The sequence below is a fragment of the Pseudomonas sp. p106 genome (assembly GCF_003936645.1).
In the GTDB taxonomy this organism is placed as follows: domain Bacteria; phylum Pseudomonadota; class Gammaproteobacteria; order Pseudomonadales; family Pseudomonadaceae; genus Aquipseudomonas; species Aquipseudomonas putida_E.
The window spans coordinates 1-26429 of sequence record NZ_RHQR01000007.1; the positions used below are offsets into that span (position 1 = coordinate 1).

19 protein-coding genes are annotated in these 26429 nt (G+C 63.2%); 11 read left to right on the forward strand and 8 right to left on the reverse strand.

Features of this window, described 5'->3' with window-relative positions:
* The first annotated feature begins 208 nt into the window (after nucleotides 1-208).
* From recC to recD, 3 genes are read left to right on the forward strand one after another with little or no spacing between them, the layout of a single operon-like run.
* Complete coding sequence (gene recC / locus EGJ09_RS10695; RefSeq protein ID WP_125923823.1) at nucleotides 209-3685, forward strand: exodeoxyribonuclease V subunit gamma; 3477 nt, start codon at nucleotides 209-211, stop codon at nucleotides 3683-3685.
* Complete coding sequence (gene recB, locus EGJ09_RS10700; RefSeq protein WP_125923824.1) at nucleotides 3682-7353, forward strand: exodeoxyribonuclease V subunit beta; 3672 nt, start codon at nucleotides 3682-3684, stop codon at nucleotides 7351-7353. Before recC ends, recB begins: the two co-directional genes overlap by 4 nt.
* Nucleotides 7350-9425: an exodeoxyribonuclease V subunit alpha gene (gene recD / locus EGJ09_RS10705; protein WP_125923825.1), complete on the forward strand. Its 2076-nt coding sequence runs from the start codon at nucleotides 7350-7352 to the stop codon at nucleotides 9423-9425. Before recB ends, recD begins: the two co-directional genes overlap by 4 nt.
* Before the next feature lie 221 nt (nucleotides 9426-9646).
* Here the strand turns inward: recD and EGJ09_RS10710 are convergent, their stop codons facing one another.
* Entirely contained in the window at nucleotides 9647-10597 is a 951-nt protein-coding gene (locus EGJ09_RS10710; protein ID WP_119688266.1) for a LysR family transcriptional regulator, read from the reverse strand.
* A 132-nt stretch (nucleotides 10598-10729) separates the two neighbouring features.
* Between EGJ09_RS10710 and EGJ09_RS10715 the strand changes: the two genes are divergently transcribed.
* Both EGJ09_RS10715 and mmsB read left to right on the forward strand, forming a co-directional pair.
* The gene (locus EGJ09_RS10715) at nucleotides 10730-12256 is read left to right on the forward strand and encodes a CoA-acylating methylmalonate-semialdehyde dehydrogenase (RefSeq protein WP_115273564.1); all 1527 of its coding nucleotides are present in this window, start codon (nucleotides 10730-10732) and stop codon (nucleotides 12254-12256) included.
* A gap of 10 nt (nucleotides 12257-12266) precedes the next feature.
* Complete coding sequence (gene mmsB, locus EGJ09_RS10720; protein WP_046784696.1) at nucleotides 12267-13154, forward strand: 3-hydroxyisobutyrate dehydrogenase; 888 nt, start codon at nucleotides 12267-12269, stop codon at nucleotides 13152-13154.
* A gap of 132 nt (nucleotides 13155-13286) precedes the next feature.
* On the opposite strand, the gene EGJ09_RS10725 is transcribed toward mmsB, so the two are convergent.
* Both EGJ09_RS10725 and EGJ09_RS10730 read right to left on the reverse strand, forming a co-directional pair.
* On the reverse strand, nucleotides 13287-13631 hold the full coding sequence (locus EGJ09_RS10725; protein ID WP_003258412.1) for a cupin domain-containing protein: 345 nt from the start codon (nucleotides 13629-13631) through the stop codon (nucleotides 13287-13289).
* A gap of 123 nt (nucleotides 13632-13754) precedes the next feature.
* The gene (locus EGJ09_RS10730; RefSeq protein ID WP_125923826.1) at nucleotides 13755-14639 is read right to left on the reverse strand and encodes a LysR family transcriptional regulator; all 885 of its coding nucleotides are present in this window, start codon (nucleotides 14637-14639) and stop codon (nucleotides 13755-13757) included.
* Nucleotides 14640-14717: 78 nt separating this feature from the next.
* Here EGJ09_RS10730 and EGJ09_RS10735 point away from each other — a divergent pair, with 78 nt between their 5' ends.
* Nucleotides 14718-15482: a sulfite exporter TauE/SafE family protein gene (locus tag EGJ09_RS10735; protein ID WP_125923827.1), complete on the forward strand. Its 765-nt coding sequence runs from the start codon at nucleotides 14718-14720 to the stop codon at nucleotides 15480-15482.
* On the opposite strand, the gene EGJ09_RS10740 is transcribed toward EGJ09_RS10735, so the two are convergent.
* Nucleotides 15472-15786 (reverse strand): putative quinol monooxygenase, encoded by a 315-nt coding sequence (locus EGJ09_RS10740; RefSeq protein ID WP_125923828.1) that lies wholly within the window; start codon nucleotides 15784-15786, stop codon nucleotides 15472-15474. The genes EGJ09_RS10735 and EGJ09_RS10740 overlap by 11 nt on opposite strands.
* 157 nt (nucleotides 15787-15943) lie before the next feature.
* Here EGJ09_RS10740 and EGJ09_RS10745 point away from each other — a divergent pair, with 157 nt between their 5' ends.
* The 3 genes from EGJ09_RS10745 (at nucleotide 15944) to ggt (ending at nucleotide 19305) form a co-directional block, all read left to right on the forward strand.
* Nucleotides 15944-16534, forward strand: coding sequence for an NAD(P)H-dependent oxidoreductase (locus EGJ09_RS10745; RefSeq protein ID WP_046784703.1), 591 nt, complete (start codon nucleotides 15944-15946; stop codon nucleotides 16532-16534).
* 89 nt (nucleotides 16535-16623) lie between these two features.
* Nucleotides 16624-17520 (forward strand): LysR family transcriptional regulator, encoded by an 897-nt coding sequence (locus EGJ09_RS10750; protein ID WP_125923829.1) that lies wholly within the window; start codon nucleotides 16624-16626, stop codon nucleotides 17518-17520.
* 117 nt (nucleotides 17521-17637) lie between these two features.
* Complete coding sequence (gene ggt / locus EGJ09_RS10755) at nucleotides 17638-19305, forward strand: gamma-glutamyltransferase (protein ID WP_046784705.1); 1668 nt, start codon at nucleotides 17638-17640, stop codon at nucleotides 19303-19305.
* 130 nt (nucleotides 19306-19435) lie between these two features.
* On the opposite strand, the gene EGJ09_RS10760 is transcribed toward ggt, so the two are convergent.
* Together EGJ09_RS10760 and EGJ09_RS10765 are read right to left on the reverse strand one after the other, a co-directional pair.
* Nucleotides 19436-21355: a methyl-accepting chemotaxis protein gene (locus EGJ09_RS10760; protein ID WP_125923830.1), complete on the reverse strand. Its 1920-nt coding sequence runs from the start codon at nucleotides 21353-21355 to the stop codon at nucleotides 19436-19438.
* 187 nt (nucleotides 21356-21542) lie between these two features.
* The gene (locus tag EGJ09_RS10765; protein ID WP_046784707.1) at nucleotides 21543-22427 is read right to left on the reverse strand and encodes a neutral zinc metallopeptidase; all 885 of its coding nucleotides are present in this window, start codon (nucleotides 22425-22427) and stop codon (nucleotides 21543-21545) included.
* Nucleotides 22428-22615: 188 nt separating this feature from the next.
* Between EGJ09_RS10765 and pcaH the strand changes: the two genes are divergently transcribed.
* Together pcaH and pcaG are read left to right on the forward strand one after the other, a co-directional pair.
* A complete protein-coding gene (pcaH, locus tag EGJ09_RS10770; protein ID WP_046784708.1) occupies nucleotides 22616-23335 on the forward strand; it encodes a protocatechuate 3,4-dioxygenase subunit beta in 720 nt (239 codons plus the stop codon).
* Between the two features lie 10 nt (nucleotides 23336-23345).
* Entirely contained in the window at nucleotides 23346-23951 is a 606-nt protein-coding gene (pcaG, locus tag EGJ09_RS10775) for a protocatechuate 3,4-dioxygenase subunit alpha (RefSeq protein ID WP_046784709.1), read from the forward strand.
* Nucleotides 23952-23989: 38 nt separating this feature from the next.
* On the opposite strand, the gene trmA is transcribed toward pcaG, so the two are convergent.
* Together trmA and EGJ09_RS10785 are read right to left on the reverse strand one after the other, a co-directional pair.
* Nucleotides 23990-25075 (reverse strand): tRNA (uridine(54)-C5)-methyltransferase TrmA, encoded by a 1086-nt coding sequence (gene trmA, locus EGJ09_RS10780; protein ID WP_125923831.1) that lies wholly within the window; start codon nucleotides 25073-25075, stop codon nucleotides 23990-23992.
* Nucleotides 25072-26367 (reverse strand): NCS2 family permease, encoded by a 1296-nt coding sequence (locus EGJ09_RS10785; RefSeq protein WP_046784711.1) that lies wholly within the window; start codon nucleotides 26365-26367, stop codon nucleotides 25072-25074. The genes trmA and EGJ09_RS10785 overlap by 4 nt, the downstream gene beginning before the upstream one ends.
* Nucleotides 26368-26429 lie beyond the last annotated feature (62 nt).

Sequence of the window (26429 nt, forward strand, 5' to 3'; positions counted from 1 at the left end):
GAACTCAGTAGTGAAACGATGCATCGCCGATGGTAGTGTGGGGTTTCCCCATGTGAGAGTAGGTCATCGTCAAGATTCATTTCGCAAAACCCCTATCTGCGCAAGCAGGTAGGGGTTTTGTCTTTTCTGGCTGTTACAGATCCCGGACTCGGCGGCTAGCCGTGATATCGTTCCCCATCAGCCCGAACTGCCTTCCAGAGAACCATCAATGGCCAGCCCGACTTCACTCCATCCCGGCTTCATGATCGTGCACGGCAATCGCCTGGACGACTTGCGCAGCCTGGTGGTGAGCTGGATGCGGCGCTATCCGCTGGCCCCCCTGGAAAACGAAATCGCCCTGGTACAAAGCAATGGCATCGCCCAGTGGCTCAAGCTGGCCTTGGCCGAGGACCCGCTCGAAGATGACCAGGGTGGTTGTGGGATCGCTGCTGCCATCGAAGTGCAGTTGCCGGGCAGCTTCATGTGGCAGCTGTACAGAAAAGTCCTCGGGCGTGACGAGATTCCAGAGGTTTCCTTGCTCGACAAGGCCCCGCTGACCTGGCGACTCATGCGTTTGCTGCCAGCGCTGATCGAGCGCACGCATTTCGAACCGTTGCGACGCTTCCTCACCGACGACGGTGATCTACGCAAACGCTATCAGCTGGCAGAGCGCCTGGCTGACCTGTTCGACCAGTATCAGGTCTATCGTGCCGACTGGCTCAAGGACTGGGCTGCCGGCCAGCACGTCCTCAATACGGCCCGTGGCGAACGCAAACCCCTGGCACCTGGCAACCGCTGGCAGGCCGAGCTGTGGCGGGCCTTGCTCGAGGATGTAGGTGAACAAGGCATGGCCCAGAGCCGTGCAGGGGTGCACCAGCGATTCATCGAACGGATCAACAGCCTTGAGCAACCCCCTGCGGGTCTGCCTTCACGGGTAATCGTATTCGGTATCTCATCGCTGCCTGCCCAAGCGTTGGAGGCACTGGCAGGCCTTGCGCGTTTCAGCCAGGTATTGCTGTGTGTGCACAACCCTTGTCGCCATCACTGGGCGGACATCGTCGCCGACAAGGACCTGCTGCGCCACCAGTACAAGCGCCAGCAGCGCAAGCAGGGCATGCCCGTGCAGTTGGATGACGAGTCCTTGCACCAGCACGCCCACCCCTTGCTGGCCGCCTGGGGCAAACAGGGCCGCGACTACATCAACCTGCTCGACAGTTATGATGACCCAGGCAGCTACCAGGGCGCATTCAGCGATGGACGCATCGACCTGTTCAGCGAAAGCGAGCCGGCAACACTGCTCAAGCAGCTGCAGGACGATATCCTCGAACTGCGCCCGCTTGCCGAAACCCGTGAGCTGTGGCCTGAGGTCGATCTGGCGCAAGACCGCTCCGTGCGCTTCCACATCGCCCACAGCCCACAACGCGAAGTAGAGATCCTGCACGACCAATTGTTGGCCCGCTTCAGTGCCGACCCCACCCTGCGCCCACGTGACGTCATCGTGATGCTCCCGGCAATCGACAACTATGCACCGCATATCCGTGCCGTTTTCGGCCAGCTACAGCGCAACGACCCGCGTTACATACCCTTCACCCTGACCGATCAGGGCCAGCGCGGGCGTGATCCATTGTTGATTGCCCTGGAGCATCTGCTCAAGCTGCCAGACAGCCGTTTCGCCGTTAGCGAAGTGCTCGATCTGCTGGACGTACCGGCTGTACGAGCGCGTTTCGGGATCCGCGAAAGCGACCTGCCCACGCTGCACCGCTGGATCGAGGGCGCCGGTGTCCGTTGGGGGCTCAATGCCGAGCAGCGAGCGTCCCTGGGCCTGCCCGAAGGGCTGGAGCAGAACAGCTGGCGGTTCGGCCTGCGGCGTATGCTGTTGGGTTATGCCGTCGGTATGGGGGAGGGCTGTGACGGTATCGAACCTTACGACGAAATCGGCGGCTTGGATGCTGCGCTGATCGGCCCGTTGGTGGCCTTGCTCGACGCCCTCGATGTGGCCAACCATGCCCTCTCTCAGCCAGCCACTGCGGCCCAGTGGGGCGAGCGACTGAACGCGCTGTTGCAAGTGTTTTTCCTGGCAGAAGGCGAGCACGACGAATTCCTGCTCATGCAACTGCAGGAGCTGCGCGATAGCTGGCTACAGGTGTGCGAGACCGTAGGCTTGCAGGACTTGTTGCCCCTCACGGTCATACGCGAGGCGTGGTTGTCGGGCCTGGATCAGGGCAAGCTGTCCCAGCGTTTTCTTGCCGGTTCGGTAAACTTCTGCACCCTCATGCCGATGCGTGCCATCCCGTTTAGAGTGGTCTGCCTGCTTGGCATGAACGATGGCGATTACCCGCGCGCCCAGCAGCCGCTGGACTTCGACCTGATGGCCAGTGACTACCGCCCCGGCGATCGCTCGCGCCGCGAGGATGACCGTTACCTGCTGCTCGAAGCGTTGTTGTCCGCGCGCGATCAGCTGTACATCAGCTGGGTCGGCCGGAGCATCCGCGATAATAGCGAGCGCCCGGCATCCGTGCTCATAGGCCAACTGCGCGATCACCTGGCGGCAGGTTGGCGGCTGGCCGGTGGCAGCGACAGCCAGCAAGCGGGCGAGCAGTTGTTGCATGCGTTGACTCAAGAGCACCCGCTGCAGCCCTTCAGCCCGCGTTATTTCCAGAAAGGCAGCGCGTTGTTCAGTTATGCCCATGAATGGCAGCTGCTGCACCAAGTCTGCGATGAGGCTAAACAGGCGGATGTTGGCCTGCCGGCTTACAGCAGCGATGAAGCCCTGACCCTTACGCAACTGCAGGACTTTCTGCGTCATCCGGTGCGTCACTTCTTCAGCCAGCGCCTGAAAGTGTTCTTCGAGGCGCTGGAGGCGCCGACGCCGGATGAGGAGCCGTTTGTCCTCGATGCCTTGCAGCGCTATAGCGCCAGTGAAAGCCTGCTCGGCGCGGCGCTGGCCGAGCCGGAAAACGCCGAGCAGGCGCTGCAAGCCCAGGCGCGCCGGCTGCAGGCGTGCGGCATGCTGCCGTTGGCCGGGTTCGGCGAGCTTCTGCAGGCAGAGCTGATCCAGCCGCTGCCCGATCTGCTGCAACGCCATCGCCAATTGTTGCAGCGCTGGCCCAACGTGGTCGAGGGCGCACTGCCGATCCATTTCGAGCATGGCAGCCATCACCTGGAGGGTTGGCTTGGCCGGGTGTATCAGGCCGATGACCAAAGCCTGTTGAGCATCACCACGGTGCCCAACACCATCAGCGCCGGGCGTAACAGCCTCAAGTGGCACCGGCTGATCGCCAGTTGGGTCATGCACCTGGCGGCGTGCGCCGAAGGCTATCCGCTGCATAGCGCCCTGTTGGCCAGCGACATCACCCTGCTGCTCGCGCCACTGCCACAACACGAAGCTGCCGAGCAGCTCGGCCATCTGCTGGTGTCACGCCAGGCCGCAATGAATGCGCCGCTGCCGGTTGCCGCCAAGACAGCGTTCGCCTGGCTGGCCCAGGACGATCCTGACAAAGCCCTCGCCGCAGCTGCCCGTGCTTACGAAGGTGATGGCCGCACCAGTTTCGGTGAGCGCAGCGAAAGCCTGGCCCTGGCCCGACAGTTCCGTGACTTCGCCGCACTCAGTGCCGACGAAACTTTTGAAGGCTGGTGCGAAACCCTGTACCGCCCGTTATTCAGCGCAGCCTGGCAGACGCTGGGCAACCCGGAGAGTGGCGCATGACCCAGGTCCGTCCCCTGGCACTGAGTTTCCCCCTGCACGGCAGCCAACTGATCGAAGCCAGTGCCGGTACCGGCAAGACGTTCACGATTTCGGCGCTTTATCTGCGGCTGATCCTCGGCCATGGCGGCGAGTGCGCTTTTGGCCGCGAGTTGTTGCCACCGCAGATCCTCGTGGTGACCTTCACCGATGCGGCCACCAAGGAACTGCGCGAGCGTATTCGCGCGCGCCTGGCCGAAGCTGCACGCTTCTTTCGCGGCGAGTTGCAGGAAGCCGACCCGCTGCTGCACCAGCTACGTGACGATTACCCACCCGAGCACTGGCCGCGCTGCGCCAACCGCCTGGAGATCGCCGTGCAGTGGATGGACGAAGCGGCAGTCTCGACCATTCATGGCTGGTGCCAGCGCATGCTTCGCGAGCATGCCTTCGACAGCGGCAGCCTGTTCACCCAGAGCCTGGAAACCGACCACAGCGACCTGCTTGGCCAGGTCATGCGCGACTACTGGCGGCGGTTCTGCTACGGCATGCACGGCGAGGCCCTGGGCTGGGTGCGTAGCCATTGGGGCAGCCCCGATGCACTGTTGCCCAGGATCCGCCCCCTGTTTGGTCGCGTGCGTGCGCAGCAGGATGAGCAAGAACCGCAAGCGCTGATTGATGCAGCGCTGCTGCAGCGCGCCGATCAGTTGCACCAGCTTAAAGCCCCATGGGCGCAATGGGTCGAGCAGTTGCAACAGATCTGCCGGGACGCCGTCGCCGCCAAGCAGGCCGATGGCCGCAAGCTGCAGGCGCGCTTCTTCGAACCCTGGTTCGACAAGTTACGCGCCTGGGCTGCTGATGAGCAGATAGTGGAACTTGACCTTGGGACTGGCTTTACGCGCCTGACTCCAGCAGGCATGGCCGAAGCCTGGAAGGTCGGTGAGCCTCCAGATCACCCAGCGCTGCACGCCATGCAAGACCTGCCACAACAGCTGCAGGCTCTGGCAAGCCCCGATGCACGCCTGCTCGAACACGCCGCTGCCTGGGTTTCGGCGCGCTTCGAGGTGGAAAAGCGCCGCCGCGCCGAAATGGGCTTCGATGACATGCTGCTGCGCCTGCAACATGCGTTGGCCAGTGAAGCCGGCGAGAGATTGGCAGGCCTGATTCGCGAACAGTTCCCGGTAGCCCTGATCGACGAATTCCAGGATACCGACCCGGTTCAATACGGCATCTTCGAGCGCATCTACCGCATCAGCGAAAATCGTGAGGAAACCGGCCTGTTCATGATCGGCGACCCCAAGCAGGCCATCTATGCCTTCCGGGGCGCCGACATTTACACCTACCTGTCCGCGCGGCGCGCCACCGCCGGGCGGCTGCACAGCCTGGACACCAACTACCGTTCCAGCGAGGCCATGGTGGCCGCTGTCAACCGGGTGTTCCTGCAGGCTGAAGCCCGTGAGCAAGGGTGGGGCGCCTTCCTGTTCCGAGAAGACGATGACAACCCGTTGCCGTTCATCGAGGTGCGCGCCAAGGGGCGCAGCGAACGCCTGCTGATCGACGGCCAAGCCATCGCGGCCCTGCAGTGCTGGCAACTGGAAAGCGACGACCCCGTCTCCAGCACACTGTACCGGCAGCAACTGGCGGCCAGTTGCGCCAGCCACATCGTCGCCCTGCTCAACGGTGCCCAGCGCGGCCAGAGCGGTTTCAGCAAGGCTGACGGTGAGCTGCGCCCGTGCCTGCCCTCTGACATCGCCATCCTTGTACGCGACGGCCATGAAGCGCAGCTGGTGCGAGCCGAGCTTGCCGCCCGTGACGTTCGCAGCGTGTACCTGTCCGACAAGGACTCGGTCTTCGCCGCCCAGGAGGCGCATGACTTGCTGGCCTGGCTCAAGGCCTGCGCCGAGCCGGACTCCGAACGCCTGCTCAAGGCTGCCTTGGCCAGCCTGACCCTGGAGCTGTCGCTGGCCGAACTGGACCAGCTGAACCAGGACGAGCGGGTCTGGGAAGACTGGGTAATGCGTTTTCGCCGCTACCGCGACACCTGGCAGCGCCAGGGCGTACTGCCGATGTTGCGGCACCTGCTGCACGACTTCCAGTTGCCGCGTACGCTCATTGCCCGCAGCGATGGCGAGCGGGTGTTGACCAACCTGCTGCACTTGGCCGAGCTGCTGCAGCAAGCGGCGGGCGAACTGGACGGCGAACAAGCGCTGATCCGCCATCTGGCCGAGCACCTGGCCAATGCCGGGCAGGCCGGTGAGGACCAGATCCTTCGCCTGGAGAGTGATGAACAACTGGTCAAGGTCGTGACCATCCACAAGTCCAAGGGCCTGGAATACCCCTTGGTCTACCTGCCGTTCATCTGCACCAGCAAACCGGTCGACGGTAGCCGCCTGCCGCTGGCCTGGCACGACAGCCAGGGCAATGCGCAGATGACCCTGACCCCCGACCCGGTACAGATTGCCCTGGCCGATGATGAACGTCTCGCTGAAGACCTGCGCCTGCTCTACGTGGCCCTCACACGTGCCCAGCACGCATGCTGGCTGGGCGTCGCCGACCTCAAGCGCGGTAACCAGAAAAGCTCGCAGCTGCACCGTTCCGCGCTCGGCTATCTGCTTGGCGGCGGAGTGCCACTGCGGGGCTCGGAACAACTGGCGGACTGGCTGCAGAGCTTGCAGGCAGGCTGCCCGTACATTGCCTGCCCCGGCCTGCCGGAGGCTGACGAAGTGCGCTACTGCTCGCCCCATGCCGAACGCGAGCTGCTGCCTGCACGCAAGCCTCGTCGCGCAGCGGCGGAGCATTGGTGGATCGCGTCGTACAGCGCCTTGCGGGTGGGTGAACAGACACTGGGGGGCGACAGTTCCCAGGCCCAGCAGTTGCTCGACGATGAGGGGATCGATGCTCAACTGCCCCGAGAGGTGCCCGCCGACAGCGGCGACATTCACCGCTTCCCGCGCGGGCCGAACCCCGGCACCTTCCTCCATGGTTTGCTTGAGTGGGCCGGGCGCGAAGGCTTCGCCGAGGTCGCTGCCAACCCCAAACTGATCGAGCGCACCGTCGGCCAGCGCTGCAACCGGCGCGACTGGACCGGCTGGATCCCGACGCTCAGCCAATGGTTGCAGCAACTGCTGAACGAGCCACTGCCGGCCCGTGACATGAGCCTGACGTTGGCGCAGTTGCAGCACTATCAGATAGAAATGGAATTCTGGTTCGCCAGTCATCAGGTCGATGCCGAGCAACTGGACCGGTTGGTCGCCCGCCACACCCATCCAGGCGCAGCGCGCCCCGCTGCTCAGCCGACACTGCTCAACGGCATGTTCAAAGGCTTTATCGACCTGGCGTTCGAGCTCGATGGCCGCTACTACGTGGCCGATTACAAGTCCAACTGGCTTGGCCCGGATATCCAGGCCTATGACACGCTGGCCATGGAAAAGGCGATCCTTGAGCACCGCTACGACTTGCAATACGTGCTTTATCTGCTGGCCCTGCATCGCCAGCTGCGTGCACGGCTGCCCGATTACGATTACGACCGGCATGTGGGCGGTGCGCTGTTCATCTTCTTGCGCGGGGCCAGCAGCAGCGGCCACGGCGTGTACTTCGTCAAGCCGCCACGTGAGTTGATCGAGGCGCTCGATGCGCTGTTCCGTGGCGTTCACGCGCCTCAACAACAGGACCTGTTCGCCGGAGCTGCGCCATGAGCCGCACCCTTGATGACCTCTTGCCTACCCCATTGAACGCAGAGCACCTGCTGACGCTGGCGCCACAACGTAACAGCGCAGACCTGCTGCAACTGCTCGACCGCTGGGTTGAGCGCGGCTGGTTGCGGGCTTTGGACCGGGCATTCGTGTCCTTCCTGGAAGAGCGCGCACCCGGCAGCGATCCGCTGTTGCTGCTGGCCGCTGCGTTGGCCAGCCATCAACTGGGCCACGGGCATGTCTGCCTGGACCTGCAGCAAACCCTTGCCGAGCCGGATTTCGCCCTGTCGCTGCCGCCGGAGGGCGATGCTTTGGCAGGCCCGCTGCTGCTACCGTCGCAATTGCTCGCCAACCTCGACCTGAACACCTGGCGCGAGCGCATTGCCGCCAGCCCCCTGGTTGCAACTGGCAATACCCCTGGTCATAACGCCCGGCCATTGGTGATCAGCGGCGAGCGCCTCTACCTGCGCCGCTACTGGAGTTATGAGCGGCAGATAGACGAAACCCTGCGCCAGCGCCTGAGCCAGGACGAGGCCACGCCCGCGGACCTGCCTGCACGCCTGGCGCAGTTGTTCGACGAAGGCGCTCTGGCAGGCCAGGTCGATTGGCAGAAACTGGCCTGTGCCCTGGCCACCCGCGCCGGCTTCAGCATCATCACCGGGGGGCCCGGCACCGGCAAGACCACCACGGTTGTGCGCCTGCTGGCCTTGCTGCAGGCACCTGCGGTCGAGCAGGGCAGGCCTCTGCGCATTCGCCTCGCAGCGCCCACCGGCAAGGCTGCAGCACGCCTGACCGAATCCATTGGTCAGCAGGTCGAGCGCTTGCAGGTGAGTGCCGATGTCCGCGGGCAGATTCCTACCGATGTCAGCACCGTGCACCGGCTGCTCGGCAGCCGTCCGGGGTCGCGGCACTTCCGCCACCATGCAGGCAACCCGCTGCCGCTGGATGTGCTGGTGGTGGATGAAGCGTCGATGATCGACCTCGAAATGATGGCCAACCTGCTCAATGCCTTGCCCCCCAAAGCCCGGTTGATCCTGTTGGGGGACAAGGACCAGTTGGCCTCGGTCGAGGCGGGCGCGGTGCTGGGCGACCTGTGCCGGGATGCCGAAGAGGGCTGCTACTCACCCGCTACCCAGGCATGGCTGGAGCAGATTGGCGGTCAGTCGCTGGCCGACAGTGGCCTGAAGGCCGGCGACGCGCAACGCAACCCATTGGCCCAGCAGGTGGTGATGCTGCGTTTTTCCCGGCGCTTTGGCGAAGGCAGCGGCATCGGCCAGCTGGCGCGCCTGGTGAACCGCCAGCAAGCCCAGGCGGCCCGCGACCTGTTGACCATGCCCCCGACCGATGTATTCGGCCTGGCCCTGCGCGGCGAGCACGACCGCGCCTTTGATCGGCTGATACTGGACGGTCTGAACCGCGGCGCTGAGGGACCACAAGGCTATCGTAGCTATCTGCGCACCATTGGCCGCCATCGTCCAGCGCCTGGTAGTGCTTTCGACGACCCGCACTGGGAGCAGTGGGCTGGCAAGGTGCTGCGCAGCTTTGAGGACTTCCAGTTGTTGTGCGCGGTGCGCAAGGGTGCCTGGGGGGTTGAAGGCCTTAACGAGCGGGTGGCGCGGGTGCTGCACAGCGCCGGGCTGATCGACAGCCAGCAGCCTTGGTACGAAGGGCGCCCGGTACTGGTGACGCGCAACGACTACGGCCTGGGCCTGATGAACGGTGACATCGGCATCGCCCTGCGCTTGCCGGACGAGCAGGGCGAGCCTTTGCTGCGCGTGGCCTTCCCACGCAATGACGGCAGTGGCGGGGTGCGTTTCGTGCTGCCCAGCCGGCTCAACGAGGTGGAAACGGTGTTCGCCATGACCGTTCACAAGTCCCAGGGCTCTGAGTTCAGCCACACCGCGCTGGTAATGCCCGATGCGCTCAACCCCGTGCTGACCAAGGAGCTGGTATACACCGGTATAACCCGGGCCAAGCATTGCTTCAGCCTGGTCGAGCCACGCCAGGGCATCTTCGAAGAAGCGGTGGCACGCAAGGTACGGCGTATCTCCGGGCTGATGCTCGAACAGGTGTGATGCACTGCTGTAGGAACTGCCGTGTGCCGCGAAAGGGCGCTCTCACCGCAATGATGGCGTTGCGCTATCGTTGAGCCGCGGCCAACGAGGCCTTTGAGCTGATTGCCAGAACCTCAGAGCAGCGGGCGCAAAGTGTGGCCAAGGTGTGCTTCCACAACTACATCGAAGGCAGTGGAAAGCGTGGGGCCGGCTTGCCGGCGATGGGCTGCACAGCAGCCCCATCACTCCTGAGCGAAACGCATCTCACGCGTTTGCCCCATCAACAACGGCGCATTCGCCTCCGTCACCCCACGAATGTACTCCCACAGCAAGGTAATGCGCTTCAACTTGCGCAGATCCTCCCGGCAATACATCCAGAATTGCCGCGTCACCTCGATCTGCTCAGGCAGCACCGTGACCAATCGCGCATCCTGCGCCGCCAGGAAACACGGCAAGATCGCCAACCCTCGCCCCTGCAACGCCGCCGTGTACTGTGCAATCACGCTGGTACTGCGAAGGTGCGCGCTGGCGTTGGGAATCAGGTTGGCCAGGTACAGCAGCTCTGAGCTGAACGCCAGGTCATCCACATAGCTGATGAACGGATGGCCAACCAGGTCGCTGACCTGGTTGATCGGCGCATGGTTGTCCAGGTAATCCTGGGTCGCATACAGCCGCAGGCGATAGTCGCACAGCTTGCAGCACACATAAGGCCCATGCTCGGGCCGCTCCAGGGCGATGACGATGTCCGCCTCGCGTTTGGAGAGGCTTATGAAGTGCGGCAGCGGCAGGATATCCACCGATATCGCCGGGTAGGCATCGACGAAATGGCTCAGCTGCGGGGTAACGAAAAAGCTGCCGAAGCCTTCGGTACAGCCCATGCGCACATGGCCCGACAACGCCACACCTGAACCGGACACCTGCTCGCACGCCATGTGCAGCGTGCTTTCGATCGACTCCGCGTAGCCCAGCAAGCGTTGCCCCTCGGCGGTCAGGACAAAGCCGTTGGTCCGCGACTTTTCGAACAGCAACGTGCCCAGCGCCCCCTCCAGCGAGCTGATGCGCCGCGACACCGTGGTGTAGTCCACGCTCAGGCGTTTGGCGGCGCTGCTAGCCTTGCGGGTGCGGGCCACTTCGAGGAAAAACTTCAGGTCGTCCCAGTTGAGCGCGCTCAGGGAGGTGAGATCTTTTTGCATGTTGATCCGGTTTTTTTGTGCGTTCTTGTTGGATGTTTGCACATCTATACTCGAAAAAAGCCCCATGACGCCACCTCGCGTTTGCACGGCGCTGGCGATCTCGTCCTGACAATAATTCCAAGGAGAACGCAGATGAACGCACCCCAATCCCCCGACCAGACAAAGGTCGAGCAGGTTAAGCTGCTGATCGACGGCCAGTGGGTCGAGTCGAAAACCACCGAATGGCGCGACATCGTCAACCCGGCCACCCAGCAGGTGCTGGCGCGAGTGCCGTTCGCCACCGTCGAAGAAGTGGATGCCGCCGTGGCCGCTGCCGAGCGCGCCTTCAAGACCTGGCGCGACACCCCGATCGGCGCACGCATGCGCATCATGCTCAAGCTGCAGGCGTTGATCCGCGAACACAGCAAGCGCATCGCCCAGACCCTGAGCGCCGAGCAGGGCAAGACCATTGCCGATGCCGAAGGTGATATTTTCCGCGGCCTGGAAGTGGTCGAGCACGCCGCGTCCATCGGCACCTTGCAGATGGGCGAGTTCGCCGAAAACGTCGCCGGCGGTGTCGACACCTACACTCTGCGCCAACCCATCGGCGTGTGCGCCGGCATCACTCCGTTCAACTTCCCGGCGATGATCCCTCTGTGGATGTTCCCGATGGCCATCGTCTGCGGTAACACCTTCGTGCTCAAGCCGTCCGAGCAGGACCCGCTGTCGACCATGATGCTGGTGGAGCTGGCGCTGGAAGCCGGCGTGCCGGCCGGCGTGCTGAACGTGGTGCACGGCGGCAAGCAGGTAGTGGATGCGATCTGCACCCACAAGGACATCAAGGCGATTTCCTTCGTCGGTTCCACCGAAGTCGGCACACATGTGTATAACCTGGGCAGCCAGCACGGCAAGCGCGTGCAGTCGATGATGGGCGCGAAGAACCACGCTGTGGTCCTGCCCGATGCCAACCGCACCCAGACCATCAACGCCCTGGTCGGTGCCGCCTTCGGCGCCGCGGGTCAGCGCTGCATGGCCACCTCGGTGGCGGTGCTGGTGGGCAAGGCGCGTGAATGGCTGCCGGACATCAAGGACGCGGCCAGCAAGCTCAAGGTCAACGCCGGTAGTGAGCCGGGCACCGATGTCGGCCCGGTGGTCTCCAAGCGCGCCAAGGAGCGCGTGCTGGGCCTGATCGAGAGCGGTATCAAGGAGGGGGCCAAGCTCGAACTCGACGGCCGCGACGTGAAAGTGCCGGGCTACGAGCAAGGCAACTTTGTCGGCCCGACGCTGTTCTCCGGGGTGAAGACCGACATGCAGGTTTACACCCAGGAAATTTTCGGCCCGGTACTGGTGACCCTGGAAGTCGACACCCTCGACGAGGCCATCGCCCTGGTCAATGCCAACCCGTTCGGCAACGGTACCGGCCTGTTCACCCAGAGCGGCGCGGCGGCGCGCAAGTTCCAGAGCGAAATCGACATCGGTCAGGTCGGCATCAATATCCCGATCCCGGTACCGGTGCCGTTCTTCAGCTTCACCGGTTCGCGTGGCTCCAAGCTCGGTGACCTTGGCCCGTACGGCAAGCAGGTGGTGCAGTTCTACACTCAGACCAAGACCGTTACCGCCCGCTGGTTCGATGACGACAGCGTCAATGACGGTGTGAACACCACCATCAGCCTGCGCTAAGGAGATCGCCATGCGTATCGCATTCATCGGCCTGGGCAACATGGGCGCCCCCATGGCCCGCAACCTGATCAAGGCCGGGCACCAGCTGAACCTGTTCGACCTGAACAAGACCGTACTGGCCGAGCTCGCCGAACTGGGCGGGCAGGTCAGCGCCTCGCCCAAGGAAGCGGCAGCCAACAGCGAACTGGTGATCACCATGCTGCCGGCCGCAGCCCATGTGCGCAGTGTCTACCTGAACGACGACGGCGTGCTGGCGGGCGTGCGCCCGGGCACACCGACCGTGGACTGCAGCACCATCGATCCGCAGACTGCGCGCGAGGTGTCCAAGGCCGCTGCGGCCAAAGGCGTGGACATGGGCGATGCGCCGGTTTCTGGCGGCACCGGCGGCGCGGCGGCCGGCACACTGACCTTCATGGTCGGCGCCAGCACTGAACTGTTCGCCACGCTCAAGCCGGTGCTGGAACAGATGGGCCGCAACATCGTGCACTGTGGTGAGGTCGGCACCGGGCAGATCGCCAAGATCTGCAACAACCTGCTGCTGGGCATCTCGATGATCGGCGTGTCCGAGGCCATGGCGCTAGGCAATGCGCTGGGCATCGATACCAAGGTGCTGGCGGGCATCATCAACAGCTCGACAGGGCGTTGCTGGAGTTCCGACACCTACAACCCGTGGCCGGGCATCATCGAAACCGCCCCGGCATCACGCGGCTATACCGGCGGGTTTGGCGCCGAGTTGATGCTCAAGGACCTAGGGCTGGCTACCGAGGCTGCGCGCCAGGCGCATCAGCCAGTGATTCTCGGTGCTGTGGCCCAGCAGCTCTATCAGGCAATGAGCCTGCGGGGTGAGGGTGGCAAAGATTTCTCGGCGATTGTCGAGGGGTACCGCAAGAAGAATTAACGAGCGAGGTGGACTTCATCGCGGGCCGGGCGGCCTTCCCTTTGTAACTGCGCACCAGAGGGAAGGGCACTTGCTCCGCGATTTTTTTGTCTGTTGAGGCCCTTCGCCGGGGACAACAAACAACACGTTGGATCAGGCGAAAACGAAATACTTGCGTACCGTCTCAACCACTTCCCAAGTCCCTTTCATCCCCGGTTCGATCACGAACACATCACCCGCCTTCAGGTGCTTGGGCTCCTCACCTTCCGGAGTGATGATGCAATAGCCATCGAGGAAGTGGCAGAACTCCCACTTCTCGTAGTTGACCTCGAATTTGCCCGGTGTGCAGATCCAGGTGCCCATGATCTTGCTGCCGTCGGCCGACAGGTAGGCATTGAGGTTGACGGTGTGTGGATCGCCGCCGATGCGCTTCCACTTGGTGGCGTCCACGACCGGCGTCGGGCAGGTTTCGCGCAGGACGGTAATGAAATCGGACATGGCACAACTCCTGTGACTGGCTGAATGACTCGACACCATAGGGCCATTGGCCGAGCCGCAGTTGCCTGGGCTCGACGCTCAGGTGCCTGACTGCGCTATGCGCATGCGTGTGGGGATGAGCGTTCAGGCCTTTGCCAGCCGTTCGACCAACCCGGCCGCATAGCCCGGCAACGCCGCAAAATCCCGTGCGCACAGCCGCAAGCGGCGATTCGCCCAATCCTCGCGCAGCGCCACCCAGTGCAGCGGCAACAGGCCTTCCCAGCGCTTCACTGCCGCCAGCGGCACCACGCCAACCCCGGCGCCACCCGCAACCATGCGGATCACCCCGTCAAAGCCTTCGGCGCGCACCCGTACGCGCATGCGCCTACCTTCGCGCAGGGCCTGTTCCTCCAGATACAACGCCAGGGCGCTGTTCGCACCGAGCCCGACATGCCCGTGGGCAAGGCTGTCGATGAAGCTTGGGGCAGGCTCCGAGCTGAGGGGGTGAGCCCGCGGTGTGATCAGCGCTAGCGGGTCGTCTCGAAACGGTCGGGTTTGCAGGTGCGTGCTGGGCGCAGCGGTGGAGATGATGCCCAGGTCGGCCATGCCTTGGGTGATCGACTGCACGATCCTCAGGCTCGGCATTTCCTGCACGTCGACGCTCACGCCAGGGTTGTCGGCCAGATACCCGGCCAGCAGCTCCGGCAGGTATTCGGTCAGCGCCGCCGTGTTGCACAGCAGGCGTACCTGGCCCTGCTGCCCCTGAGCGTACTGGCCCAGGTCGAACTGCAGGCGTTCGACCTGCTGGCTGATCAACCGCGCATGCTGAAGCAGCGCCTGGCCAGCCGGGGTCGGTTGCACACCGCGGCGGTTGCGTTCCAGCAACGCAGTACCGAGTGAGGCTTCCATGGCGCGGATTCGCGCACTGGCAGCAGGCAGCGACAGGTGGCTGCTGCGGGCCCCGGCCGTGATGTTGCCGCACTCCAGGGTGTGCCGGAACAGCGTGAGATCAATCAGGTCGAAATGCATCAGCCTCTGTCCTGGCGAGAGTCAGGGTGAGTATATGGCAGATTTTCAGCCACTGCGGTGCACGCCATGATGGTGGTCATGAATAACCTGATCGCTTTCTATCAACATATCGGGCCGGCCTTGTCCCTGCTGGTAATCGTGACTTTCGTGCTGGCTGGCGCGGTAAAAGGCGTGATCGGCCTGGGCCTGCCGACCATTGCGATGGGGCTTTTGGGCCTGGCTATGCCTCCGGCGCAGGCTGCCGCCTTGCTGATCGTGCCATCGACCATCACCAATCTCTGGCAACTGGCGGCGGGCGGCCATCTGTCGGCGTTGCTGCGGCGTCTTGGGCCGATGCTCGCCATGATTTTCATCGGCACGCTGGTCGGCAGTGCCTGGTTGGGGATCAACAGTGGCCCATGGGCGGCACACGCGTTGGGCGCGGCGCTGCTGGTGTATGCGGTGTATGGCTTGATCGGGCCTGGCCTGCGGCTGGCGCCGGGCAGGGAAGGGTGGCTGGGACCAGTGTGCGGGGTGGTGACCGGCATCGTGACTGCCGCCACGGGTGTGTTCGTGATGCCCGCAGTGCCCTACCTGCAGAGCCTTGGCCTGAGCCGCGACGAAATGATCCAGGCATTGGGCCTGTCGTTCACCGTCTCGACCGTGGCGCTGGCCTTGGGGCTGGCCGGGCAAGACGCCCTGGGCAGCCAGGCACTGGGCGCTTCATTACTGATGCTGGCGCCCGCGCTGCTGGGCATGCTGGCTGGCCAGTGGCTGCGGCAGCGCATCAGCGCCGAGCTGTTCAAACGGTGCTTCTTCGTCGGCCTGGCCGCGCTGGGCGGCCATCTGCTGATCAACGGCTAGCGGAGGACGCACTGAGCATTTCGATCAGCTGGATATCGAAGTCGCGCTCCAGGTAATCCATACGTTTTTCGAAGAACTCGACCATATGCGGCAGGGCCGAATGCACGTCCAACGCTGCTTTGTTGGCCCACACCTCAAAGAATACGAACAGGCTCGGGTCTTCCTTGTCGCGCAGCATGTGGTATTCGATGCAGCCAGTCTCATTGCGGCTCGGTTCAACGTAAGCACGGAACAGGGTATCGAAGGCGTCGGCCATTTCCGGACGGGTCTTTGCCTTGAGAATGAAGGCGTATTGCTCGCTCATTGATCACAACTCGTTGGTGAAGGGTGAAGCGATTCTAAGGCAATAATAAGCTTCGTATTCGTGACTTATGATCAATTGTATTTTGCCCCGCTCACCCTGTATCCCGTGACCCTGAATCGCTAATCTGCCGGCCATTGATTCTTGACTTGAGGTCAGCATGAAAAAGATTCTCCTGCTCAATGGCGGTAAACAATTCGCCCATTCCGAAGGTCGCCTTAACCAGACTTTGCACGACGCCGCCCTCGCTCATCTCGACCGAGCCGGTTTCGACGTGCAGCAAACCTTCATCGACGCGGGCTACGACGTGCAGGCAGAGGTGGCGAAGTTCCTCTGGGCCGATGTGGTGATCTACCAGATGCCGGGCTGGTGGATGGGCGCACCCTGGACGGTGAAGAAATACATCGACGAAGTCTTCACAGCAGGCCACGGCAGCCTCTACGCCAACGACGGCCGGACTCGCTCGGATGCTTCGCAGAAGTACGGCAGCGGCGGTCTGGTGCAGGGCAAGCAGTACATGCTGTCGCTGACCTGGAACGCACCGCAGCAGGCCTTCGACGACCCGAGCGATTTCTTTGAGGGCAAAGGGGTGGATGCGGTGTACTTCCCGTTCCACAAGGCCAATGAGTTTCTTGGCATGACCGGCCTGCCGACCTATCTGGCAGTTGATGTGATGAAGCGCCCGGATGTGCCGGCTGCATTGGCAGCTTATGAGGCGCATCTGAATAAAGTGTTCGGCATGGCTCAGTAAGTGCCTTTCAATAGGGCCGCTTCGCGCCCCCTTGCATAGAGGCCGATCAGCCGCTATCAATCACGGCATATCATTGTCAGGCCAATCCTGTGAAAACCCGATCCGAAGAACTCCAGGTATTCGTCGCCGTTATCGACTGCGGTTCGATTTCCGCTGCCGCCGAGCAACTGGGGCAGACCCCTTCGGCGGTCAGCCGCACATTGTCGCGCCTGGAGGCAAAGCTGGGCACTACGCTGGTCAATCGCACCACCCGGCGCATGGATCTGACCGAAGAAGGGCGCTTCTTCCTGGAACGCTCACGGTTGGTGCTCGAGCAGATGAATGACATGGAAGAGCGCCTGTCGATGAACCGCCAGACGCCTTCCGGGCGCCTGCGCATCAACGCCGCAGCGCCGTTCATGCTGCACGCGATCTTGCCGTGGATCGGTGAATTTCGCAGCCAGTACCCCGACATCGAGTTGGAACTGAACACCGATGACCTGATCATCGACCTGCTGGAGCAGAGCACCGACGTGGCGATCCGCATCGGTGAGCTGGCCGACTCCAGCCTGCACGCGCGTTCGCTGGGCTGCAGCCCGGTGCAGGTACTGGCAAGTCCGGCGTACCTTGAGCGGCACGGTACACCGCAGCATGTAGAAGACCTGAACCATCACTGCCTGCTCGGTTTCAGCCAGCCCGAGTCACTCAACCAGTGGCCGCTGCGCCATGCCCAAGGGGACCGCTGGGCGATCCGCCCGGCGCTGATCGCCTCCAGCGGCGAGACCCTGCGCCAGTTGGCGCTGGCCGGGGAGGGTATCGTCAGCCTGTCGCACTTCATGACCCACGAGGACATCCGCACCGGCCGCCTGCAGGTCATTCTGAGCGAGGCCAACAACGGCTACCGCCAGCCGATCCACGCTGTTTACTACCGCAACACGCAACTGGCCCTGCGCATCCAGTGCTTTCTCGACTTCATCCAGCGCAAACTGGCGATGTACGCCTGCTGAGTTGCCTGAACGCGACAAATCCTGTCCAAGGGCGGCGAAACTTCCTACATGTGATTGCGCAGTCGAGACGCTTCGGCCTTACTGAGTGATCAACAAAAACAACACCAAGGAAGTGTCATGCGTATTGTCCTGTTCCAGTCCATGGCCCTCGGCGCCGCGATCTTGAGCTGTTCATCGGCCTATGCGGTAACCCTGGAGGGTGGCGCGGTGGCCGCGCCCGATCAATATGGCGCACAGGTAGCCGCCGACATCCTGAAAAAAGGTGGCAACGCGGTGGATGCAGCAGTGGCCACCGCCTTCACTCTGGCGGTGACCTACCCTGAGGCCGGCAACATCGGTGGCGGCGGTTTCATGACCCTGTTCGTCGACGGCAAGCCGTATTTCCTCGACTACCGGGAAGTGGCGCCCAAGGCCGCGACCCGCAACATGTACCTGGACGAAAAAGGCGAGGTGATCGAGAACCTCAGCCTGGTCGGCGTGCGCGCAGCCGGCGTGCCCGGCACGGTGATGGGCCTGTGGGAAGCGCACGAGAAATTCGGCAAGCTGCCCTGGAGCGAGCTGCTGACCCCCGCCATCGGCTATGCGAAAAACGGCTTCAAGGTTGCCGAAAAGCAGTACCAGTACCGCAATGACGCGCAGGGCCTGTTCAAGACCGCGACCAACTTCAACGACTATTTCGGCACCATGAAGGTGGGCGAGCTGTTCAAGCAGCCAGAGATGGCCCAGACCCTCGAACGTATTGCCGACAAGGGCGTGAGCGAGTTCTACCAGGGCAAGACCGCCGACCTGCTGGTGGCGCAGATGCAGGCTGACAAAGGCCTGATCACCAAAGAAGACCTCAAGGACTACAAGGCCGTCTGGCGTGAGCCCATGGCCCTGAGCTGGCGCGGCAACGTGGTCTACACCGCGCCACCGCCAAGCTCGGGCGGCGTTGCACTGGCCCAGTTGCTGGGCATCAAGGAAGACCGTGCGGCCGACTTCAAAGGCGTGGCGCACAATTCGGCGCAATACATTCACCTGCTGGCCGAGATCGAGAAGCGCGTGTTCGCCGACCGCGCCGACTACCTGGGCGACCCGGCCTTCACCAAGGTGCCGGTCGACCAGCTGATCGCCAAGGATTACCTGGCCAAGCGCGCCGCGCAGGTCAACCCGAAGGCCATTTCCGCGACCGACGATGTCAAACCGGGCCTGGAGCCGCACCAGACCACGCACTTCTCGATCGTCGACAAACAGGGTAACGCGGTCAGCAATACCTACACCCTCAACCTCGACTACGGCAGTGGTGTGGTGGTCAAGGGCGCGGGCTTTTTGCTCAACGACGAAATGGACGACTTCAGTGCCAAGCCGGGCGCAGCCAATGCCTTTGGTGTAGTGGGCGGTGATGCCAACGCCATCGAACCGGGCAAGCGCATGCTGTCGTCCATGAGCCCGAGCCTGATGACCCGCGATGGCAAGGTTGCACTGGTGATCGGTACGCCCGGCGGCTCGCGGATCTTCACTTCGATCTTCCAGGTAATGAACAACCTGTACGACTACGGCATGCCCCTGGACAAGGCCGTGGCGGCGCAGCGTGTGCACCACCAGTTGTTGCCCAAGGACACCATCTACTTCGACAGCTACGCACCGCTGAGCGGGCCGGTAGCCGACGACCTGAAGAAGATGGGTTACGTGCTGGAGGATCAGGGCTGGGAGATGGGGGATATCCAGGCGATCCGGGTGAACGGGGCGAAGCTTGAGACGGCTTCGGATCCGCGTGGGCGCGGGGTGGGGATGGTCGTTAAATAATCGGCTGTCAGCTCTACCATCATCACCGGCAAGCCGGCTCCTACTGGTATCGCGCAGCCTCGAGCCTTGCGTATCCCTGATGGAGCCGGCTTGCCGACAATGGGCCGCAAAGCGGCCCTAAAGCACGAGGTCAGACGCGGAACTGGCTGACCAGCGTCTGCAGGTGCCCACCCAGGCGCGCCAGCTCGACACTGGACGCCGCGGTCTCATCACTGGCCGCTGCGGTCTGCTCCGACACATCGCGCACATTCAGGATGCTGCGGCTGATCTCCTCAGCCACCGCGCTCTGCTGCTCGGCTGCCGCGGCAATCTGCTGGTTCATCGACTGGATGCTCGACACCGTGCTGGTGATGTTTTCCAGCGAAGTGCCGGCTTTGCGCGCCAGTTCGACACTGCTGTCGGTCAGGGTGCGGCTGCCTTGCATGGCGTTGGCCACTTGCTGGGTGCCATGTTGCAGGCCAGCCACCAATTCTTCGATCTCTTCGGTGGATTTCTGCGTACGCTGGGCCAAACCACGTACCTCGTCGGCGACCACGGCAAAGCCACGGCCAGCCTCACCGGCACGGGCGGCTTCGATGGCAGCGTTGAGCGCCAGCAGGTTGGTCTGTTCGGCTACCGACTTGATCACATCCATGACACTGCCGATTTTCTGGCTTTCTTGCTGCAGCAGGTTCATGGCTTCGGTGGAGCGGTGCACTTCCTCGGCCAGGCGTTCGATCTGGCTGATCGCTTCACCGACCACGCGATCACCCGCGCGTGCTTCGTCATCGGCGCCGGTCGCTGCGTGCGAAGCCTGCTCGGCATTGCGCGCCACTTCCTGAACGGTCGCGGCCATTTCGTGCATGGCGGTAGCGACCTGGTCGGTTTCGACCTTCTGGCTGTTTGCGCCAGCGCTGGTCTGCTCGGTGACCGCCGACAGTTCCTCAGCGGCGCTGGCGATCTGCGTGACACCGTCGCGGATGCCGGTGATGAGCTCGCGCAGGGTGGTGCCCATGCGGGCGATGCCCTGTTGCAGCACGCCGATTTCATCGCGACGGGTAACCCGCAGGTCGTGGGTGAGGTCGCCACCAGCGATGCGCTCCACCGCTTGCAGCGTGTCATGCAGCGGGCGGGTGATCTGGCGGGTGATCAGCACCGCCGCCAGTACACCGACCAGCAGGGCCAGCAACGTGGCGATGGTCTGCAGGCTGCGCGCCTGGGCGCTCTCGGCGTCGCGGCGGTCGATCTGGATCTTGTACAGCGCGTCGCTGCGCTTGACGATATCGCCGCCCTGCACGGTCATCTCTGCACGGGCGGTGGTGATGTCGGCGACTGCATCGCGGAACTGGCGCACGGCCTCGCGGTAGGCCTGTATCGATTGCTCCAACTGCTGCACGCGCGTGGCTTCGGCAGGCAGCTGACTCTTCAGGTTGTCGATCTCGGCAAGTGCCGACTCCAGCTGGCGCAGGGCGGCCTGTTCGTTGGCCGCAGAGTTGTCGGCAATATAACCGCGCACATCCACTCGCACTTGCAGCAGTTGCTGGCGCGCCTTGCTGATCAGTTGGTATTGCGCCAGGCGCACGCTATCGGCTTCGGGGCGGCCCATGACGTCCTGGCCAAGAACTTCCATGGCCTCGTCGGCTTTGGCGGCCGATACATTCATCGCGTCACGTGCAGCCAGCGAGCCTTTGTAGCCGGCACGCATCTTGTTCAGCGAGACTTCGTACTCGCTGATGGTCTGGCCCAGCTCTTTGAGCAGCTTGACGTTTTCCGGGCTCTTGAAAGTACTGACCAGGTATTGCTGCTGCTTGCTGAAGGCATCCAGCTTGGCCTGGGTGTTGGCTGCGGCAGCATCGTCGCCATTGGCGATCATGTATTGCAGGCGCGCCACGCGCAGGTCGGTCAGGTCTTTGTTGAGCTTGCCGATGTCGCCCATCCAGTTGCTGCGGTCGATGAGGCTGCCCAGGCTGTTCCAGCCGGTCAGGGCCAGCAGGCCGGTGAGGACCAGCACCAGGCCGAAGCCCAGGCCGAGTTTGAGGTTGACGCTGATGTTGGCAAACCAGCTGTTCATGCACGCTCTCCAGAAATGATTTCGCTCACTTGATCAATCGTCGATCGCGAGGCGTTGTTGTTCTGGATGCCCGCTGAATCGTGCAGGGGTTATCGGCAAATGGCGGGGAAGCTGAAACGCTTTTTCAGCTCAATTGCAACACCACGCGCGGCAGCAGGCTTGCCGCGCGCAGGGACCCCTTGAAATTTCAAAGGCTTCGCGCACTGAACGTGTCGCAGCTGTTCACATCGCCCTGGGCAAACCCGGCCTTGAACCAACGCACCCGCTGCGCCGAGGTGCCATGGGTAAAGGAGTCAGGTACCACGCGCCCCTGGCCCTTTTGCTGCAGTCGGTCATCACCGATGGCATTGGCAGCATTGAGCGCTTCCTCGACATCCCCTGGCTCCAGCCAGTTCAGGCGTTGCTGCGCCTGGTAAGCCCATACCCCGGCCAGGCAGTCGGCCTGCAATTCCTGGCGCACCAGCAAGCCATTGTCACCCTCCAGGCGCTGGCCTGCACGGCGCGCGGCATCGACCTTGGCCGACACGCCAAGCAAGGTTTGCACGTGGTGGCCGATCTCGTGGGCGATCACGTAGGCCTGGGCGAAGTCGCCTGCGGCGGCGAAGCGGGTTTCCATTTCACGGAAGAACGACATGTCCAGGTACACCCGCTGGTCGGCCGGGCAGTAGAACGGCCCCACCGCCGCTGAAGCGAAGCCGCAGGCGGAATTCACCTGGCCGCTGAACAGCACCAGCTTAGGGTCGCGATACTGCTTGCCAGCCTGCGAGAACAGAGCCTTCCAGGTGTCTTCGGTGTCGCCCAGGATCGAGGCGACGAACTGGGCCTGCTCGTCGTTGGCCGCTGGGGCCTTGTTGCCCGCACCGCTTGGGGCTTGCTGCTGCTCCATCTGGCCAGTGAGCTGGCCGAGGATCTGCAGCGGGTCCTGGCCAGTGAGCCAACCGATGCCGACGATCAGCAGGATGGCCCCGAGCCCCAGGCCCTTGCCGCCGCCAAAGCGCATGCCACCACCGCCGCCGCCTTGGCCACGGGCATCGACCACATTGTCGCTACGACGGCCTTTTCGCCATTCCATGAAGTGCACTCCAGAGCCTGAAACATGAAGACAAAGGTTAGTTCACGCCAGCCAAAGGTACTAATGCATAACCATTTGGTTAAGTAACGGTCGGCGGAATTCAATATTCATCTGGGGCGACCTATCCGAAACTGCAAGTCCGCCTGCGAACCACAGGCGCTTTGATAACTCCAAGAGAGGAAAACGGCATGCCCGCCCAGGACAACAGCCGCTTCGTGATCCGTGATCGCAACTGGCACCCCAAGGCCCTGACCCCCGACTACAAGACTTCCATTGCCCGCTCGCCGCGCCAGGCATTGGTCAGCATCCCGCAGTCGATCAGCGAAACCACCGGCCCGGACTTCACCCACCTGGGCTTCGGCGCCCACGACCATGACCTGCTGCTGAACTTCAACAACGGCGGCCTGCCGATTGGTGAGCGCATCATCGTTGCCGGCCGTGTCGTCGACCAGTACGGCAAGCCAGTGCCCAATACCTTGGTAGAGATCTGGCAGGCCAACGCCGGCGGCCGTTACCGCCACAAGAACGACCGTTATCTGGCGCCGCTGGACCCGAATTTCGGTGGTGTCGGCCGCTGCCTGACCGACAGTGAAGGCTACTACAGCTTCCGCACCATCAAGCCCGGCCCATACCCATGGCGCAACGGCCCGAACGACTGGCGCCCGGCGCACATCCACGTCGCCGTCAGCGGCCCGTCGATCGCCACCAAGCTGATCACCCAGCTGTACTTCGAGGGCGACCCGCTGATCCCGATGTGCCCGATCGTCAAGTCGATCGCCAACCCAGAAGCGGTGCAGCAACTGATCGCCAAGCTCGACATGAGCAACGCCAACCCCATGGATTGCCTGGCGTACCGCTTCGACATCGTGCTGCGCGGCCAGCGCAAAACCCACTTCGAAAACTGCTGAGGACCCCGCCATGCCAATCGAACTGCTGCCGGAAACCCCCTCGCAGACCGCCGGCCCCTACGTGCACATCGGCCTGGCCCTGGAAGCGGCCGGTAACCCTACCCGTGATCAGGAAATCTGGAACCGTCTGGCTAAGCCGCAGGCACCGGGCGAACACATCCTGCTGATCGGCCAGGTGTATGACGGCAACGGCCACCTGGTGCGCGATTCATTCCTGGAACTCTGGCAAGCCGATGCCAATGGCCAGTACCAGGATGACTACAACCTGGAAAACGCCTTCAACAGCTTCGGTCGTACTGCCACCACCTTCGATGCCGGTGAGTGGACCGTGCAGACCGTCAAGCCCGGTGTGGTGAACAACGCTGCCGGTGTACCGATGGCCCCGCACATCAACATCAGCCTGTTTGCTCGCGGCATCAATATCCACTTGCATACGCGGCTGTATTTCGATGATGAGGCCGAAGCGAACGCCAAGTGCCCGGTGCTCAACCTGATCGAGCAGCCGCAGCGCCGTGAAACCTTGATTGCCAAGCGTTGCGAGGTGGATGGCAAGACGGCGTATCGTTTCGATATCCGTGTTCAGGGGGAAGGGGAGACGGTCTTCTTCGACTTCTGAGTGTATTGGGGCCGCAACGCGGCCCCAATTTCCGTCAATCAGCGCCGAACCAGCAATACCCCACTTTCCATGTGGTGGGTATACGGGAACTGGTCAAACAACGCACAGCGCTCGATGCGGTGCGTGTCCTGCAACTGCTCGATGTTGGCCGCCAGCGTTTCTGGATTGCACGAGATATACAGAATCCGTTCAAAACGCCGTGTCAGCTCGCAAGTATCCGGGTCCATCCCCGCACGTGGTGGGTCGACGAACACGGTCCCGAACGCATAACTCTTCAGGTCGATCCCTTCCAGCCGTCGGAACGGACGAACCTCGTTCAGCGCCTGGGTCAGCTCTTCCGCTGACAGGCGCACCAAGCGCACGTTATCCACCGCGTTCTCTTCGAGGTTGCTCAGGGCGGCGTTGACCGAGGTCTTGCTGATCTCGGTGGCCAGCACTTGGCGTACGCGGGTGGCCAGCGGTAGGGTGAAATTGCCGTTGCCGCAGTACAGTTCCAGCAGGTCGTCATCGCGCTCGCCGATGGCGTCATACGCCCAGCTCAGCATCTTCTGGTTCACCGCGCCATTGGGCTGGGTGAATGCGCCTTCCGGCTGGCGATAGCTGAACACCCGGCCAGCCACGTCAAGTTTTTCCACGGCGTAATCACGGCCGATGACCAGCCGCTTGCCCTTGGAGCGGCCGATCAGGCTCACGCCCAGCTCTTCGGCCAACTGCCGTGCTGCCACTTCCCAGGCCTCGTCCAGCGGGCGGTGGTAGCACATCGTGACCATCGCATCGCCGGCAAGGGTGGTGAGGAACTCCACCTGGAACAGCCGATTGCTCAGTTCTTCACTGGCCTGCCAGGCAGCCTTGAGGCGCGGCATCAATGCGTTGATGCGCTCGCTGGCGATGGGGAAATCGTCGATCAGGATGGCCTTGTGCTTCTCGCCCGGAGCGAACATCGCATAGTGGCGCTGGCCATCCTCGCGCCACAGGCGGAACTCGGCACGCAAGCGGTAATGCTCGCGCGGTGAGTCGAACACAGCGGGCTGCGGCGCGCCGAAGGGGGCCAGCAGCTCGCGCAGGCGGGTAACCTTGGCCTGCAGTTGCGCGTCGTAGGCGCTAGGGTCGAAGGCAGCACTCATGCGTTGAACCAGCCCAGCTTGATGACGAACAGGATGGAAAGGATCACCAGTGCCGGGTTCAGGTCGCGGCGGCGGCCGGAAATCAGCTTGACGGCGGTCCAGCAGATGAAGCCGAAGGCGATGCCGTTGGCGATCGAGTAGGTCAGCGGCATGGCCAGGGCGGTGACCACCACCGGTGCGGCCTCGGTCACGTCGTCCCAGTTTATTTCCGCCAGGCCCGAAGCCATCAGCACGGCGACGAACAGCAGCGCCGGTGCGGTGGCAAAGGCCGGTACGCTACCGGCCAGCGGGGCGAAGAACAGCGCCAGCAGGAACAGCACGGCCACCACGATGGCGGTCAGGCCGGTGCGGCCACCGGCGCTCACGCCTGCCGCCGACTCGATGTAGCTGGTGGTGGTCGAGGTGCCCAGCAGCGAACCGGCCATGGCCGCAGTGCTGTCGGCGATCAGGGCACGGCCCATCTTCGGCATGTGGCCGTCCTTGCCCATCAGGCCGGCGCGCTTGGCCACGGCGATCAGGGTGCCGGAGTTGTCGAACAGGTCGACGAACAGGAAAGCGAAGATCACGCTGACCAGGCCTACGTCGAGTGCCCCGGCGATGTCCAGCTGCAGGAAGGTCGGTGCCAGCGAAGGGGGCATCGACACGATACCGCCGAACGGCGTGACGCCCATGGCGATCGCAGCGACCGTCACGGCGAGAATGCCGATCAGCACCGCGCCGCGCACCTTGAGCGCTTCAAGGCCCACGATCAGGAAGAAGCCCAGCGTGGCAAGGATCACCGACGGCTGCTTGAGGTCGCCCATGCCCACCAGGGTGGCCGGGTTATCGACGACGATGCCGGCGTTATGCAGGGCGATGAGCGCCAGAAACAGGCCAATGCCCGCGGCAATGGCCGAGCGCAGCGGCAGCGGGATGCTGTTTACGATCCACTCGCGGATGCGGAAGATCGACAGCAGGAAGAACATCACCGCCGAGAGGAACACCGCGCCCAACGCGACCTGCCAGGTGTGGCCCATGTGCAGGACCACGGTGTAGGTGAAGAACGCGTTCAAGCCCATGCCCGGCGCCAAGGCGATGGGGTAGTTGGCGATCAGGCCCATGGTCGCCGAGCCGATGGCGGCAGCCAGGCAGGTGGCGACGAAGATCGCGCCCTTGTCCATGCCGGTTTCGCCGAGAATGCTCGGGTTGACGAACAGGATGTAGGCCATGGCCAGGAAGGTGGTGACGCCCGCAAGAATCTCGGTGCGCACGTTGGTGTTGTGTGCTCTTAGTTGAAACAGCCTTTCCAGCATGCCCGCTCCCCGAGGCGCCCCCGGCGCCGTGAATGTATCGACCCCATCAGCAAAGCACAGAC